The 15587-nt window shown below is 43.5% G+C and carries 15 protein-coding genes; 11 read left to right on the plus strand and 4 right to left on the minus strand.

The window, feature by feature from the left end:
* Positions 1 to 24: 24 nt before the first annotated feature.
* Together NFS34_RS02350 and NFS34_RS02355 are read left to right on the plus strand one after the other, a co-directional pair.
* The gene (locus tag NFS34_RS02350; RefSeq protein ID WP_251358251.1) at positions 25 to 813 is read left to right on the plus strand and encodes an SDR family oxidoreductase; all 789 of its coding nucleotides are present in this window, start codon (positions 25 to 27) and stop codon (positions 811 to 813) included.
* Positions 814 to 888: 75 nt separating this feature from the next.
* Positions 889 to 2331: an aldehyde dehydrogenase gene (locus tag NFS34_RS02355; protein ID WP_251358253.1), complete on the plus strand. Its 1443-nt coding sequence runs from the start codon at positions 889 to 891 to the stop codon at positions 2329 to 2331.
* A gap of 120 nt (positions 2332 to 2451) precedes the next feature.
* Here the strand turns inward: NFS34_RS02355 and NFS34_RS02360 are convergent, their stop codons facing one another.
* Together NFS34_RS02360 and NFS34_RS02365 are read right to left on the minus strand one after the other, a co-directional pair.
* Positions 2452 to 2742 (minus strand): GIY-YIG nuclease family protein, encoded by a 291-nt coding sequence (locus NFS34_RS02360; RefSeq protein ID WP_251358256.1) that lies wholly within the window; start codon positions 2740 to 2742, stop codon positions 2452 to 2454.
* 105 nt (positions 2743 to 2847) lie between these two features.
* Entirely contained in the window at positions 2848 to 4758 is a 1911-nt protein-coding gene (locus NFS34_RS02365; RefSeq protein ID WP_251358258.1) for a DUF885 family protein, read from the minus strand.
* A gap of 137 nt (positions 4759 to 4895) precedes the next feature.
* On the opposite strand from NFS34_RS02365, the gene NFS34_RS02370 reads away from it, so the two are divergent.
* The 9 genes from NFS34_RS02370 (at position 4896) to NFS34_RS02410 (ending at position 12758) form a co-directional block, all read left to right on the plus strand.
* Positions 4896 to 5381: a YajQ family cyclic di-GMP-binding protein gene (locus tag NFS34_RS02370; protein WP_251358259.1), complete on the plus strand. Its 486-nt coding sequence runs from the start codon at positions 4896 to 4898 to the stop codon at positions 5379 to 5381.
* A gap of 5 nt (positions 5382 to 5386) precedes the next feature.
* Entirely contained in the window at positions 5387 to 5824 is a 438-nt protein-coding gene (locus tag NFS34_RS02375) for a hypothetical protein (protein WP_251358261.1), read from the plus strand.
* Positions 5825 to 6180: 356 nt separating this feature from the next.
* A complete protein-coding gene (locus NFS34_RS02380) occupies positions 6181 to 6597 on the plus strand; it encodes a RidA family protein (protein WP_251358262.1) in 417 nt (138 codons plus the stop codon).
* Positions 6598 to 6611: 14 nt separating this feature from the next.
* Positions 6612 to 7157 (plus strand): 3-hydroxyanthranilate 3,4-dioxygenase, encoded by a 546-nt coding sequence (locus tag NFS34_RS02385; protein WP_251358263.1) that lies wholly within the window; start codon positions 6612 to 6614, stop codon positions 7155 to 7157.
* 9 nt (positions 7158 to 7166) lie between these two features.
* Positions 7167 to 8186, plus strand: coding sequence for an amidohydrolase family protein (locus NFS34_RS02390; RefSeq protein ID WP_251358264.1), 1020 nt, complete (start codon positions 7167 to 7169; stop codon positions 8184 to 8186).
* A complete protein-coding gene (locus NFS34_RS02395; RefSeq protein ID WP_251358265.1) occupies positions 8183 to 9007 on the plus strand; it encodes a cyclase family protein in 825 nt (274 codons plus the stop codon). The genes NFS34_RS02390 and NFS34_RS02395 overlap by 4 nt, the downstream gene beginning before the upstream one ends.
* 11 nt (positions 9008 to 9018) lie before the next feature.
* Positions 9019 to 10326, plus strand: a complete 1308-nt coding sequence (gene kynU / locus NFS34_RS02400; RefSeq protein ID WP_251358266.1) for a kynureninase — start codon at positions 9019 to 9021, stop codon at positions 10324 to 10326.
* 3 nt (positions 10327 to 10329) lie between these two features.
* Positions 10330 to 11706: an NAD(P)/FAD-dependent oxidoreductase gene (locus tag NFS34_RS02405; RefSeq protein WP_251358268.1), complete on the plus strand. Its 1377-nt coding sequence runs from the start codon at positions 10330 to 10332 to the stop codon at positions 11704 to 11706.
* Positions 11706 to 12758, plus strand: coding sequence for a M28 family metallopeptidase (locus NFS34_RS02410; RefSeq protein ID WP_251358270.1), 1053 nt, complete (start codon positions 11706 to 11708; stop codon positions 12756 to 12758). Before NFS34_RS02405 ends, NFS34_RS02410 begins: the two co-directional genes overlap by 1 nt.
* 44 nt (positions 12759 to 12802) lie before the next feature.
* Here NFS34_RS02410 and NFS34_RS02415 read toward each other — a convergent pair whose 3' ends face one another.
* Both NFS34_RS02415 and mrcB read right to left on the minus strand, forming a co-directional pair.
* Positions 12803 to 13231 (minus strand): HIT domain-containing protein, encoded by a 429-nt coding sequence (locus tag NFS34_RS02415; RefSeq protein WP_251358271.1) that lies wholly within the window; start codon positions 13229 to 13231, stop codon positions 12803 to 12805.
* Positions 13231 to 15504 (minus strand): penicillin-binding protein 1B, encoded by a 2274-nt coding sequence (gene mrcB / locus NFS34_RS02420; RefSeq protein ID WP_251358273.1) that lies wholly within the window; start codon positions 15502 to 15504, stop codon positions 13231 to 13233. The genes NFS34_RS02415 and mrcB overlap by 1 nt, the downstream gene beginning before the upstream one ends.
* Between the last annotated feature and the right edge of the window lie 83 nt (positions 15505 to 15587).

The raw sequence follows: 15587 nt of genomic DNA on the forward strand, positions 1-15587 counted from the left end.
ATTTTTCAGACAATTCAAATCGCTATGCAACTTTCTTTAAAAGGTAAACGGGCACTCGTTTGTGGCTCAAGTCAAGGCATGGGCAAGTCCATCGCCGTTCAATTAGCTGCCCAAGGCGCCAACGTGGTATTGCTCGCCCGCAATCGAGCCAGTTTGGATGAAGTCCGAGCAGAACTCGATACTAGCCAGAACCAAAGCCACGATATTTTATTAGCCGATTTCGCCTATCCGGAGCAAGTCAAAGCCTCAGTCAGCGATTATTTAGAGTCGGGAAAAACCATCCAGATTTTGATCAACAACACGGGCGGTCCTGCGCCTGGCCCAGCCCATACCGCTGAAACTGAAAGCTTCTTAGCAGCCTTTAATCAACATCTGGTGTGTAATCACGAATTAATGAAGTTGTTACTGCCCGGTATGCAGCAAGCTCAATACGGGCGTATCGTGAATGTGATTTCGACCTCGGTTAAACAACCTCTACATGGCCTTGGAGTTTCCAATACGGTGCGCGGTGCTGTGGCCAATTGGGCTAAAACTTTGGCTAACGAGTTGGGTCAATTTAATATCACCGTTAATAACGTTTTACCCGGTGCTACCAACACCGTACGTTTAGAAAGCATTATCGAAAACAAAGCTAAGAAACAGGGAGTTTCGATTGAAAAAATGGAGCAAGAAGAAAAGTCCATCATTCCAATGAAGCGCTTTGGCGAACCCGAAGAATTTGCCAATGCGGTTGGCTTCTTATGCTCGCCCGCAGCCAGCTATATTACCGGCGTAAACTTGCCAGTCGATGGCGGCCGAACCTCTTGTTTATAAGCAAACCCTATTTGAATACAACAGCCTTGAGCCAAGCTAGCTATAAGCCCTTAGGCTCAACTGAGTAAAACTCTCATGCAAAAAATTCATAATTACATTAATGGTGAAATCGTCGCTCCCGCAGCTGGCAATTATCTTGATAATGTGGAACCAGCGACCGGTCAAATTTATAGTCTGATCGCCAATTCTGATGAACAGGATCTGGAACAAGCCGTAGCCGCGGCCGAAGCTGCTAAGAATCATTGGGGCAATAGTTCGTTAGAAAAACGTGCTGAGATTTTATGTCGTTTGGCGGACTTAATTGATGCCAACGCTGATGAACTGGCTAAAGCTGAAGCCGTCGATAATGGTAAAGCGATCACCTTTGCCAAGGCCGTCGATATCTACCGCTCCTCTGCTAATATTCGCTTTTTTGCCCATGCCGCCACCCAGTTTTCCAGCGAAAGTCATGCTATGGGTGATGTGGCCATTAACTATACTTTGCGCGATCCGATAGGGATTGTCGGCTGTATTTCTCCTTGGAATTTTCCTTTGTATTTATTTACTTGGAAAATTGCGCCAGCACTGGCCAGCGGCAATGCGGTGATTGCAAAACCATCTGAAATCACTCCCATGACCGCTTATTTATTCTCTAAACTTTGCATCGAAGCTGGACTGCCTAAAGGGGTTTTGAATATTCTGCATGGCACAGGAGCTGCCATTGGCGGCCCCATCACTAGCCACCCTAAAATTAAAGCGATCAGCTTTACTGGCGGCTCAGCAACCGGTGCTCATATTGCTAAAGTCACGGCAGGAATGTTCAAAAAGCTATCGTTAGAACTTGGCGGTAAAAACCCAACGTTGGTCTTTGCCGATTGTGACTTTGAAGAAACCGTCAATGAAGTGGTACGTGCAGCCTTTTCGAATCAAGGGCAAATTTGCCTGTGTGGCTCGAGAATTTATATTGAACGTTCGATTTATGACAAATTCAAAGCGGCTTTTGTAGAAAAAGTCTCGCAGCTAAAAATTGGCGATCCTTTGGATGAAACCACCCAACATGGCGCGACCGTTTCGCAAAGCCACATGGATAAAATCCTATCTTATATTGAATTAGCGCAGCAGGAAGGTGGCACCATTTTAACGGGCGGCAAACGTCATTTAATGGATGGTCGCTGTAAAAAGGGTTTCTTTATTGAGCCTACAGTTATCGAAGGTTTGGATAATCAATGCCGCACCAATCAAGAAGAAATTTTTGGCCCTATTTGTACTTTAATGCCGTTTGATACCGAGCAAGAAGCGCTTGAACTCGCCAACGGCACTCAATATGGCTTGGCATCCAGTGTTTGGACCAATGATTTAAAGCGCGCCCACCGAGTCGCCAAACAGATCGAAGCTGGCATTGTTTGGATCAACTGCTGGCTACTACGCGATTTACGCACCCCCTTTGGTGGCGTTAAATCATCCGGTGTCGGACGCGAAGGCGGCCTTGAAGCCATGCGCTTTTTTACCGAACCGAAAAATGTTTGTGTGAAGTATTAAGCTTTAATACTATCAGTAGATATGGACTCCTGCTTTCGCAGGAGTTTCTATTTTTTAGGCCAGCGATAATTTTCAAGAAATTCCTGCGAAAGCAGGAATCCAAAGCCCTATGATTTAATACTAACTAAGAATATCCGAATATAAATCATTCCAACCAGAATTATTCTTCTCTATCAATTCTATCTTCCAAGCACGCTTCCACTTTTTTAATTGCAGCTCTCTAAGAAATGCTTCTTGTAAATCATCATAGATTTCATAATAAACCAGACTTTTTACTCTGTATTTTTTTGTAAAGCCGTCAATAAGCCCCTGCTTATGCTCATAAACTCTTTTAATTAAATTACTGGTAGCTCCCACATACAAGGTACCCTGATATTTTGAAGCTAAAATATAAACGTATCCCTGTCTCATTCTATAAACTCTTAGCCATAGACTCCTGCTTTCGCAGGAGTTTCTATTTTTTTAGACCAGTGATAATTTTCAAGAAATTCCTGCGAAAGCAGGAATCCACAAAAGCTATTTAGACTTACTAGCAATCCACTTATCAATTTTCGCATTCAACACCGCCATAGGAACGGCGCCGCCCAATAAAATCAAATCGTGAAATTCTTTTGGGTCAAATTTATCGCCTAGCGCCTTGCGAGCCTTTGCGCGTTGATTCACAAGATTGATCATGCCTAATTTATAACCCAAAGCTTGCCCCGGCCAAGTCATATAGCGCTCGATTTCCGCTACTACGTCCGACTGAGCCGTACCAGTAGTCTCTGCCATATATTGAATCGCTTCTTCGCGACTCCATTTTTTAGCATGCAAGCCAGTATCCACTACTAAGCGCACCGCCCTAAACAGCTCAGCTTTAAGTCGTCCTAAATCGCCAAAGGGATCATTCTCGTACATGCCCATTTCCCAAGCGACCAATTCGGAATAAAGCGCCCAACCTTCCACATAGGCATTATAAGGCGCAAGGCGGCGCAACAATGGCAAATCATCTTGCGCCATGTTCAACGCAATTTGCCAATGGTGACCTGGATTGGCTTCATGATAAGTCAGTGTTTTTAAATCAAATTTTGGGTTAGCCTTCATATCGCGAAGATTAATCCAGTAAATTCCGGGCTGCGAGCCATCTAAGGATGGATTGGTATATTGGCCACCTGGCGCACCTTCTTGGCGCTCCACTGGAATACGACGAACTTCAACATCATAAGGTGGCTTGGTTGCAAATTGCTCTGGCATACGCTCGTTAATTTCTTCAATCTGCGCATTCAAATCATCCAATAATTGCTGTCGCCCCGCATCTGAATCTTCGTACAAGAAACGTGGTTCATCGTTTAATTGCGCCATGCGCGCACCAACCGAGCCATCTTCGTAGCCATTGGCTGTTAAAATCGCGTCCATTTCCGTGGTAATTCTTGCAACTTCCGCTAGACCGACCTCATGAATTTCCTCTGGCGACATGTCCGTATCGCCGAGCTGTCTCACCGCTTCGGCATAATAAGCCGCGCCATTGGGTTGTGCCCAAATCCCTGACTCGGTAGTTGCCTTATCCGATAAAGACTGCATAGTTTTAGCCAAATTTTGATAAGCCGGATAAACCACTTCTGCCATCAATTGATTCGCCTTAGCTAATAGCTTGGTTTTCTGATCGGCATCCATCGCTAACTGCTCAACTTTACTACTAAAGCTACTCACCAACGAATGCTCTTCTGGCGCTGCTTTAGTAAAACCCTTTAAAAATTTTAGCGCACCCCCAATGACCACTTTCGGCGGGATCCAACCTTTTTCAGCATCCGCTATGACCTTTTGGTTTACGCTAGCAATCACTTCGTCAAACTGAGCCAGTCGCGCCAAGTAGTCTTCTGCGTCTTTGACTGTTTTGATTGGGTGGTTATTAGCCAGCATATTGGGTACATCAATCGCGGGACCATTAATTTGATTGACCACAAAAGCCGACTGCCCCATCCAAGAATCAATATAACCGATATCAAAGCTCGGCTCACCAGAGTAATATCGCGCAATGGAAGCCATAACTTGACGATTTTCATCCACTTTGGCATCGCTAAACTTCATACCCTTCAGCTGTTTAGCATATTCCGCTAATTCAGTGCGTAATTCCGCTTCGGCTTCCGGCGAAAAGCGCGCTATTCGATCATTAAAATAACCACCAGCATCCGCCTCAGAGACCCCAAAAGCGGTAGCGCTTAGCGGTCGCGCCTTTAATAAAGCCACCGTCGTTTTCTGGAAAATATCCTTGAGTTTATCCAGTTGCTGTTTTTCATCCTGCTGCGCCTTTACTGTCGCCTCATCAACCACTTTCACTTCTTGAGTTTCAACCACTTGCACCGGTTGTTGCGGCTGGCTGGCTTCTTGTTCACAAGCAACGAGTGTCAAAGCAGCAGTCACTGCCATAGCGATGGTCTTTTTATTCATTCTTCTACCATTGAGTTATTTAAAGTGTCCTGATTATTACCAATCTGCCAGAGTTTGTCATCCAACTGGTTGCCATTTTACCCATTGGTTATTTTTGGCATATAATCGTGCCAATTCATTTATAGACGAGAAAACTTATGCCTTCTTTTGATATTGTTTCTGAAGTGGATAAACACGAAATCACCAATGTAGTGGATAATGCCAATCGCGAACTTAGTACTCGCTTCGACTTTCGCGGCGTTGACGCTAGCTTTGAACTGAATGATGATGCGGTAAAAATCACCGCCGAAGCTGACTTTCAAGTGGAGCAAATGGTCGACATGCTCTACAAATGCTGCGTCAAGCGCAATATCGATACCGCAGCATTGGATATTACAGAAGAAGCCACTCATTCGGGTAAGACATTCTTTAAAACTGCAACTTTCAAACAAGGTATCGAAAAAGACATGGCGAAAAAAATCGTCAAGACCATTAAAGAAGCCAAAATGAAAGTTCAAGCTGCCATTCAAGGCGACGAAGTACGCGTCACTGGCAAAAAACGCGACGACCTACAAAGCGCTATCGCATTACTTAAAAGCGCAGAGCTCGGCCAGCCGTTTCAGTTTAAGAACTTTAGGGATTAAATAATATGGATATTTACTCTCTATTTTTTGGTGTCATTGGAACTATTGGAGTAATTGCCACTTTTCATTACTCCAATAAAAAGAAGAGCGTTATAGAAAAAATGGATGATGTTCAGCGGGATATAAAACGAATAAAAAACTATTCGGCAGATAATAACAAAGAACTTATTCGGGAAAGCTTTACAGCTGTGTTTTATTGCTTTTTTCTGATTAGTCTGCCCCTAGGACTTAAAATATTCATTCCTGTTATTTTACCGGTAGAAGTGTTAAACCCTTACTACGATATGGCTATTTCTACGTTAATGGCTATTGGTATATTAGGAGCTGCAGGTGTTTCATTTTATATGTTCAAACTACTAAAAAAGGTTAAAAAACCTAGACTTTCCATAAAAAAAGAAAAAGCTAAACTTAAATCATTGAAAAGCAAAAAGAAATCACTTTAACTTGCAAATTATCATTTAAATAGTAAATTAGTATGCATGCGCTATTTTCCTCACCAAAAAACCTCAGGTTCGATATTTGCCAGCACCTCTGGCTGCAAATGGATGTTGAACTAGCGCCCTATTTCGTCAATTTTCCATAGGCTGCATTTGCGCACGCCTATAAATCCTAGTATTTTTTATCAACTAACCAATTTTTATAGCAATCTGTAGAGGTTCAAGCTCGCTTCGAAAGAGCTAGATAAAGATGAGACGAGGCATAAGCCGCCGAAATTTAGGCGTTTACTCCAGTAAATAACAACTATTGGGAAGGCTTATAACAGAGTATCATCGAAAGATTGCTATTTTGAGGTCATAAAATGTCAGAAAAGATTGTAAGTAACTCCGCTCCCGAACCCGTAGGTTTATACCCCCACGCCCGTAAAGTTGGCAATTTATTATTTCTATCTGGCGTCGGCCCACGGCAAAAAGGCACTAAAACTATTCCTGGCGTAACTTTAGATGCCGACGGCAATATTACCGATTATTGCATCGAAACTCAGTGTCGCAGCGTTTTTGATAATGTTCGCGCCGTATTGGAAGATGCCGGTTCAAGCTGGGACAAATTAGTCGATGTTCAGGTATTTTTAACCAATATGAAAGACGATTTTAAAACTTACAATAAAGTTTATGCAGAGTATTTTGCCGACAACCAACCTTGTCGCACCACCATTGAAATCAATTGCTTACCAACGCCGATTGCAATTGAGTTGAAATGTATCGCGACCATTGATTAATTGGCGGAGGATTTATGAGTGATACAAAAATAACTAAATTAATGGCACCGTTTAATTTTCAGCAATGGATCAATGAGCATCGTCACCTGCTTAAACCGCCCGTGTGTAACAAGCAGGTTTTTGAGCAAGATGATTTTATTGTGATGGTGGTGGGCGGTCCTAATGGCAGGCGCGACTATCATTACGATGAAGGCCCTGAGTTTTTCTATCAACTCGAAGGCGAGATGCTATTAAAAACCATCCAAGACGGCAAAAAAGTCGATTATCCAATTAAAGCCGGCGAAGTTTTTTTATTACCGCCGCGCATCCCTCATTCGCCTGTGCGCTTTGCTGGCTCGATCGGTTTGGTGGTCGAACGCAAAAGAGTGGAAGGTGAACTGGACGGCTTGATGTGGTTTTGCGAGAACTGTGACCACAAGCTATATGAAGAAAAATTTCCGCTGACTAATGTGGAAAAAGATTTCTTCCCAGTATTTGAGCGATTTTTAGAAAGCGAAGAACATCGTACTTGTGACAAGTGTGGCAGCGTGATGCCAAAAGAAAATAAACTGGATTTATAAGGATATTGTATGAACCATTTAACGATTGATATCCATACCCATATTTTGCCGGAGAATTGGCCGGATCTAAAAGCAAAATACGGTTACGGCGGCTTTGTTTCTCTCGATCACCATAAATGCGGTTGCGCCCGTATGATGGTGGACGGCAAGTTCTTCCGTGAAATTGAGGAAAATTGCTGGTCACCTGAAGTGCGAATGCACGAATGCGATCAGCATGGCGTTCATGTACAAGTGCTGTCCACGGTTCCCGTAATGTTTAACTATTGGGCCAAACCCGAACATACCTTAGATCTATCACGTTTTTTAAATGACCATATTGCGGATATTGTTAAACGATACCCGAAACGTTTTATTGGTCTGGGTACCTTGCCGATGCAAGCGCCTAAACTTGCCATCCAAGAATTAGAGCGCTGCGTTAATGAGCTCGGCCTTGCTGGCGTGCAAATCGGTTCTCACATTAACGATTGGAACCTCAACGATCCGCATTTATTCGAAATATTCCAAGCCGCCGAAGAATTAGGTGCCGCGATATTTGTTCATCCTTGGGACATGGTCGGTAAAGAGAAAATGGAAAAGTATTGGCTGCCTTGGTTAGTCGGTATGCCTGCGGAAACTTCGCTTGCGATCTGCTCCATGATCTTTGGTGGCGTACTCGAGCGCTTGCCAAATTTGCGTATTGCCTTTGCTCATGGCGGCGGTAGTTTTCCTGGCGCATTTGGTCGCATCGAACATGCCTTTGAAGTCCGCCCTGATTTGTTGGCAGTCGATAATCCGCACCAGCCGCGCAAATACCTTGAACAAATTTACCTTGATACGCTGGTGCATGATCCTAAAGTTTTACAATACTTGGTGGAATTGATGGGGCCGCAAAAATTAGCCTTGGGTACTGACTATCCTTTCCCGCTCGGCGAACTCGAGCCTGGCAAGTTGATCCACTCGATGAATTTTGAGGCAGGAATCAATGATCGCCTATTACACGGTACCGCTTTAGAGTGGCTTAATTTGGATAAGGAAATCTTTTTGCCATGAAATTGATCACCGAGTTAAAAGGTAAGCGTTATCAGCTGGATCTGGACAACGCCATCTCGCTAGCAATTCCAGTCAAGTTTAATGGCGAACAGCCCAATCATTTCGCATCACCCATTGCCTCAAGCCAGCCTTTAAGTGGCGGTGGTTTTATTGGCGATACCAAGCAAGGCGGCAGTTGTAATGTGGATCAAATTAAAATGGTTCCGCACTGCAATGGCACTCATACCGAGTCGATTCATCATATAGTGGATGAACCCATTTCGATTGGCGCTATTCATTCTAATAGTATTAGCCACTGTTTAGTGCTCAGCGTTACTCCCAAAACTGCCATACAAAGCCAAGACTCTTATATCCCCGAATTAGCCGATGATGATCACGTAATTGATTTGGCAACGCTCCAGCAGCAACTGGCAGGCGTTGATATTAGTAGTATCCAAGCCTTGGCCTTTCGTACTCTACCCAATCAGGATCACAAACTTTCCGTGATCTATTCTGAGCAGGCGCAGCCACCATTTTTTACCCGCGAAGCGATGCAATTTATTAGTGACTTACCGATTAATCACTTGTTAGTGGATTTTCCTTCCTTGGATAAAATGTATGACCAAGGGCATTTGAGTAACCATCATACTTTTTGGAAGCTTGAAGCAGATAGCCATCAATTATCTGATGGCGCCAAGCTTGAGCGCACGGTAACCGAAATGATTTATATCAGCGATCAGGTTAGCGATGGTTTCTATGCGCTGAGTTTGCAGTTGCCCGCTTTTGAGCTTGACGCAGCGCCCAGTCGCCCACTGCTCTACCCTTTAATTGAATTGACCTAAAAGAATTTATTATGACCACTTTTTCACAAGAATTATTTTCTCAGGAATACGCCCGCCAATTAGATGCGCAAGATCCAATTAGTCATCTGCGTGACGAATTTCATATTCCAAAGCAAGCCAATGGCGAGGATGAAATTTACTTTTGTGGTAATTCGCTTGGCCTACAACCCAAGCGTACTCAAGAGTATTTAAACTACGAGTTAAGCCAGTGGCAAAAACTTGGCGTTAAAGGTCACTTTTCGGGTGATTTCCCATGGATGCCTTATCACGAATTTCTGACCGAAGAGTCCGCTAAGTTGGTCGGCGCCAAAAAGTCAGAAGTGGTTTGCATGAACTCCTTAACCGCCAATTTACACTTTATGATGGTCTCATTTTATCGACCAACAGCCAAGCGCCATAAGATCCTTATTGAAGATCATGCCTTTCCCTCGGATCACTATGCGGTGGAGTCACAACTTCGTTACCACGGACATGATCCGAAAGAGTCTATGTTGCTCGCAACTCCGCGAGATGGTGAGCCAACCTTGCGCACCGAGGATATTCTAAAGCTAATCGCCGAGCAAGGGGATGAAATTGCCTTAATCATGCTACCCGGTGTTCAATATTACACTGGGCAAGTCTTAGACATGCAAGCCATCACCAAAGCAGGTCATGCCAAGGGCTGTAAGGTTGGCTTTGATCTAGCGCATGCGGCGGGCAATATCCCCATGCAACTGCATGATTGGAATGTGGATTTTGCTGCTTGGTGTTCTTATAAATATTTGAATTCAGGGCCGGGGTCAGTGGCAGGCTGCTTTGTGCATGAAAAACACCACAATGCAGAAGATTTTTTAAATAATGAATTACCGCGATTTGCTGGCTGGTGGGGACACGATAAAGAATCGCGCTTTCGGATGGAAAATAATTTTATGCCCATTGAATCGGTCGAATCTTGGCAGCTCTCCAACCCACCGATTCTTTCTTTGGCCGCTATTCGGGCGTCACTAGACACCGTTAAACAGGCTGGCGGGATCCAAGTCCTGCGAACAAAAGGCATTAAGCTTGCCGCTTACTTGCGCCAATTGTTAGAGCAAGAGTTAAGCCAAGATATCACCATTTTAACGCCCAAGGAAACTGCTGCTTCCGGTTGTCAATTATCCTTAGTGGTAGATTTGCATGGGCTGGACAGCAAAACCGTTTTTGATCGGATCGAAGCTGCGGGAGTAACTTGTGATTTCCGTTATCCGAATGTGATCCGTGTTGCGCCAGTGCCTTTGTATAATTCTTTTGAAGACTGCTATAAGTTTGTGACCATCTTAAAAAGCAGCTTGGAGGCCTAACTCATGATTGCTGCAACACTTGATAAAAACATCACTATCGTTGGCGCAGGCTTAGTCGGTTCACTGATGGCGATTTATTTGGGACAACGCGGCTATCAAGTCACCGTTTTTGAAAAACTTCCTGATATCCGCAAAGAAAAAATTCCCGCAGGACGCTCAATCAATTTAGCGTTAGCCAATCGCGGTATTCGACCTCTACAACAAGTGGGCATCATGGATAAAGTCGAAAAGCTATTAGTTCCGGTTAAAGGTAGAATGCTGCATGATATTGAAGGAAAATTGCAATTTCAATCCTATGGCCAAAGACCAGAAGAAGTAATCTATTCGGTGTCGCGAGCTGGCTTGGTGAGTTTGTTGCGTGATGAAGCTGAAGCGACTGGCAAGGTGGTTTTTCATTTTAAACATAAGGTTGATGATATTGATTTCGAACAAAATATACTCAGTGTGCATGATTGGCTTAACGATACTTATCAACAGCATCACTGCGATATTTTGTTAGGAACCGATGGGGCAGGCTCTAAGGTGAGACGCTTAATGGAGTCAAAGGAACTGGGTGAATTTAGTTCAGAGTTATTGGCACATAATTATAAAGAACTCACTATTCCCGCCGAGGAAGCGGGCAGCTATCTTATCGAAAAGTCTGCTTTGCATATATGGCCTCGAGGTGGCTATATGTTAATGGCGCTACCTAATCTCGAAGGCGACTTCACAGTCACCTTATTTATGCCCAAAGGTGGCGAGTCCAGCTTCGAGCAATTGACGGATAAAGCTTCTGTGGATGACTTTTTCAAACAAAACTTTTGTGATGCTTACGATTTGATCCCAAATCTGAGCGATTTGTTTTTTGAAAACCCTACAGGCATTTTAGGCACAGTCCGCAGTACCAATTGGTATTACAAAAACACCCTTATTTTTGGCGATGCGGCTCATGCGATCGTTCCTTTTCATGGCCAAGGCATGAACTGTGGCTTTGAAGACTGCTCGGAACTCAACTCGATGCTTAACCGCTTCCAAGACGATTGGCAACAAGTAATGCCAGCCTTTGAGCAAGCTCGAATTGCCAATGCCAATGCTATCGCCGATATGGCTTTAGAGAATTATGTTGAAATGCGCGACTCAGTCCGCGATCCTAAATTTCATCTAAAAAAGGCTATCGCTTTCGAGTTAGAAAAAAAATATCCCAATCAGTTTATTCCGCGCTATTCGATGGTGATGTTCCATCATATCCCCTATGCAATGGCGCAATCTCGGGGTGAGGCTCAGGCCAACATTTTGCAACAATTAGCCGCTAATATTGACTCGGTAGATAAGGTAGACTGGTCACATGCCCAACAACTGGTTTTAGAACTAGAAACCATTTCAGCGGAGTATTTGCCATAATGAAAAAACTACTAACCTGCCTCACCGCCTTAAGCATAGGCGGTTTAGCACTAAGCGCCTGCGCTACCAACGCACCTGCTACCCAACCAAGTTCTTCATCAAAACTGCAGTCCAGTCTAAGCGCTGAGCAAATGATGGCTTACCTGACGGCTGATAACAAATTAGGGCGCGCAACTGGCTCGGCGCCCATGGTAGAAATACAACAATGGCTAGTAGAGCAGTTCGAGCAAATAGGTATTAAACCTTTACCAAAAGCTAGTTCACTAATCCAAAGCTTTGAGGCCAAAACTAAACAGGGCAATGTTCAGGCTGCTAATATTATTGGTTATTTAGACTGCCGCTGTGACAATGAACGTTATTTTGTCATTGGCGCTCACTACGATCACGTTGGGGTTAATCCAAAACTAGAAGGCGATCAGATTTTTAATGGTGCTGATGATGATGCCAGTGGTGTGGTTGCTTCGTTACTCATCGCACGCGAGCTGGCTAAAGCCGAAAAACTACCTTTTAATATCATTATTGCTGCTTGGGACGCCGAAGAGTTAGGCTTACAAGGATCAAAATATTTTGTGCAAAACCCATTAGTCGATCTTAGCAAAATTGAATCTGGCGTAATGTTCGAACTGGTAGGCTCCAAGAGTGAGAAAAATACGGCTTGGATGACCGGCTTTGCTTATTCCTCTTTATACCCTATTTTAAAGCAACAAATGGCTCAACAGGGTTGGCAACTAGGCGAAGATCCCTTCGCTCAACAAATGTTATTTTTGCGTTCTGATAATGCCGCTTTCGCCTTGATGGACTTGAGTCGTGAGAAAAGAGAGCAAGTATTCCGTCAAGGCCAAAAAGCCGATATTCAAGGTATTCCAATGCACGCCATCTCCATTTGGAAAGGCCAGCAACATTATCATCAAGTGAACGATGATATGAGCGTGATTGATATTGAAAATCTGACGAACTTCTCCAAGGCAGTAGCCGAGGCGATTAAAAACCTACCTGAAAACATTCAAGTAGAATGGTTAGAGAATCCGTATTTTAATTTTAAACGTCCCTAGTGTCATTTAGTCGATAAAAAGAGCTTATTAAAAGCTCTTTTTGTTTATTGATAGCTCTCAAAATTTTTTACATTAGAAAAAAGCTTGCCTAATCTTTGCTTGAGTTGTGTTAGCTCCTCTTCCGAATAAGGCGTTGCAGGATAAGCTCCCCAGACTGGCGCTGGCCAAGCTTTATCCGATTGATAGCGCACTATATGATGAATGTGCAATTGCGAAACCACATTACCCAAAGCAGCGATATTCATTTTATCGCCAGCAAACTCTTGCATTAAAAGCTGAGCAACATCGTTCGACTCGCCCGCTAGAATGCTTCTTTGCTCATCATTAAGTTGGGAAATTTCTGTTGTATCTTGGACTTTTGGAACCAAAATTATCCACGGATACTGACTATCATTCATGAGCAACAATCGGCATAAAGCTAAGTCACCGATCGGCACTGTATCGCTTGCCAGTCGCTTATCTAATTCAAACATTAATAGGCTCCACAATTGGCTTTTTCAGTTGGCGCTTTGCCGTAACTAAAAGGAATACTCGCCGTTCGTTGACAACCGTCACCGGCTAACTTACCACTATTCAAATCGATCAATTGCCACTCGATTTCCGGTTGGTAACCCAATTTTAATGACTCCGTATTCACTCCTTCAAAAATATCCACAAAAACTGGCAAGGCCGCCGTAGAGCCGCTGATATTGGCAGACTGATTATCATCACGCCCAACCCAAACTACGCCTAGGTGCTGCTCGCTAAAGCCGACAAACCAAGAGTCTTTTAAATCGTTAGTGGTGCCAGTTTTTCCTGCAAACTGAGTCCAAGGTATGCGCTGCTTGAGCTGCTTGGCAGTGCCAGTTTTAGCCACTTCCATCAGGTTGGCCTTGATCAAATAATTGTGAATATCGCTCATCACCATTTCAGCATTAATTGGATAGCGCTCCAGCAGTTGCCCTTTGTTATTGGTGACTGCCTCGATAGCCGAAGGTCTAATTTTTAAACCGCCGCTGGCTATAGTTTGATAAAGTTCAGTCAGTTCAAGCGGCGATAATTCTAAAACGCCCAATGGTAAGGCATCTAAAGCCCGGACGTCTTTGGCACCCGCTTGTTCAATAAAGTCTGCAACCGTATCTAGCCCCACCTGCTGCCCCAGCTTGATGATAGGGATATTGTAAGATCTAGTCATCGCCTCAAATAAAGTCACATTACCATGAAATTTATTATCATAATTTTTGGGTTGCCAACTTGAGCCATCTCTTTGTTTCAAGCTAATCGGACTATCTTGAACCATACTATTCAATTGCATATTAGGCTTTTTATTAAGTGCCGCCGCTAACACAAATGGCTTAATCACCGAACCAATTTGTCGTTTCGCATCAAGCGCTCGATTAAAACCGGAAAAACCCTCTTTACGGTCGCCAACCAAGGCTAAAATTTTACCGCTGTTAGCTTCTGTTATTAGCATTGCCGTTTGTAGGCTACCTGCTTTTATCCCACGTTGCTTTTCAATTTGGCTAACCGAACTGTCAATCCGCTTTTCTAAATAACGCTGAGTAACTGGATCGAGACTGGTAAAGATTCTCAAACCTTCCGAGTTTAACTCTTCTTCTGAATAGTTTTGTTTCAATTGGCGTTTGACCAAATCCATAAAAGCCGGAACTTTTGATAAACGAAGCTTCGGTTTTTTTACTACTGCCAAAGTAGTAACAATTTGTTCTTGGTATTCTTGTTCGGTTAAATAACCCGCTTGTTGCATCAAGGATAAAACCAAGTTGCGGCGCTTTATGGCACTCTCAGGTTTACGATAAGGATCAAAAGAAGAAGGTCCTTTTAAGATTGCCACCAGTAACGCCGATTGCGCTGGTGTTAAATTTGATATGTCTTTGTCAAAGAAATAGTGACTAGCAAGCCCTACGCCATGAATAGCGCGGTTGCGCTCTTGACCAAAAAACACTTCGTTGAAGTAGGCCTGCAGAATCTCGTCTTTTTCATACCGAACCTCTAAAATAACCGACATGATCGCTTCACGGAATTTACGCCACAAGCTTCTTTCGCGCGTTAAGAAATAGTTTTTGACCAGTTGCTGAGTAATGGTGCTGCCACCGTGAGCACGGCCGTCATTATTCAGGTTATACCAAACGGCGCGCGCAATACCCTTAAAAGAGATCCCCATATGATCGTAGAAATCTCTATCTTCAGTAACCAACAAAGCTTGCTTTAAACTTTCTGGAACTTGTTCCAACTTGACCAACAAACGATCTTCTTGATGATTGGGGTAAATTTGACCTATTAACAATGGATCGAGGCGGGCAAATTGAAGCGGCTCACCATTTACATGATCGCGCAACTGCGCCACCTTGGCACCTGACAAATTAAAAGCGACTTCACTAGCTTCAAAGGCTTCATCCCAGAATTTAAAAGGGCGTACATAGATATAAAAATAATCGCCGTATTGCTCGTAATCACCAGGTCGGGTTGCTTTAACCGTCTTACGATAACCTAAAAGCTCCAGCTCTTGCTTTAGGCGAGTAGGAGTTAAGGATTTGCCTTCGGCTAATTCTAGCGGCTGCGAATAAACTTTTGCGGGCAACTGCCAGCGCTTGCCTTCAAACTGCTTTTTAATCTGTGCATCTGAATAGATCACTAAAATGAATAAGAATGCACTAGCAAGCAGAATCAGCTTCCAAAATAAGCTTTTAAATTTTTGCCGCCATGTTTTTTGCGATTTGGCTTTATTTTTTGACTTCTTAGCTGTCATTGAATTTGACGAGAAAATGATAATAAGGCCATATTAACAAAGTCCTTACGACTTTGTTATCACTGGATCATGATGAAATATGG

The organism is Kangiella sp. TOML190 (assembly GCF_023706045.1).
Lineage (GTDB): Bacteria > Pseudomonadota > Gammaproteobacteria > Enterobacterales > Kangiellaceae > Kangiella.

Bases quoted from the DNA above. Each gene is read 5' to 3' on its own strand.
- NFS34_RS02350 (WP_251358251.1), top strand. From the start codon at position 25: ATGCAACTTTCTTTAAAAGGTAAACGGGCACTCGTTTGTGGCTCAAGT.
- NFS34_RS02355 (WP_251358253.1), top strand. From the start codon at position 889: ATGCAAAAAATTCATAATTACATTAATGGTGAAATCGTCGCTCCCGCA.
- NFS34_RS02360 (WP_251358256.1), bottom strand. From the start codon at position 2,742: ATGAGACAGGGATACGTTTATATTTTAGCTTCAAAATATCAGGGTACC.
- NFS34_RS02365 (WP_251358258.1), bottom strand. From the start codon at position 4,758: ATGAATAAAAAGACCATCGCTATGGCAGTGACTGCTGCTTTGACACTC.
- NFS34_RS02370 (WP_251358259.1), top strand. From the start codon at position 4,896: ATGCCTTCTTTTGATATTGTTTCTGAAGTGGATAAACACGAAATCACC.
- NFS34_RS02375 (WP_251358261.1), top strand. From the start codon at position 5,387: ATGGATATTTACTCTCTATTTTTTGGTGTCATTGGAACTATTGGAGTA.
- NFS34_RS02380 (WP_251358262.1), top strand. From the start codon at position 6,181: ATGTCAGAAAAGATTGTAAGTAACTCCGCTCCCGAACCCGTAGGTTTA.
- NFS34_RS02385 (WP_251358263.1), top strand. From the start codon at position 6,612: ATGAGTGATACAAAAATAACTAAATTAATGGCACCGTTTAATTTTCAG.
- NFS34_RS02390 (WP_251358264.1), top strand. From the start codon at position 7,167: ATGAACCATTTAACGATTGATATCCATACCCATATTTTGCCGGAGAAT.
- NFS34_RS02395 (WP_251358265.1), top strand. From the start codon at position 8,183: ATGAAATTGATCACCGAGTTAAAAGGTAAGCGTTATCAGCTGGATCTG.
- kynU (WP_251358266.1), top strand. From the start codon at position 9,019: ATGACCACTTTTTCACAAGAATTATTTTCTCAGGAATACGCCCGCCAA.
- NFS34_RS02405 (WP_251358268.1), top strand. From the start codon at position 10,330: ATGATTGCTGCAACACTTGATAAAAACATCACTATCGTTGGCGCAGGC.
- NFS34_RS02410 (WP_251358270.1), top strand. From the start codon at position 11,706: ATGAAAAAACTACTAACCTGCCTCACCGCCTTAAGCATAGGCGGTTTA.
- NFS34_RS02415 (WP_251358271.1), bottom strand. From the start codon at position 13,231: ATGTTTGAATTAGATAAGCGACTGGCAAGCGATACAGTGCCGATCGGT.
- mrcB (WP_251358273.1), bottom strand. From the start codon at position 15,504: ATGACAGCTAAGAAGTCAAAAAATAAAGCCAAATCGCAAAAAACATGG.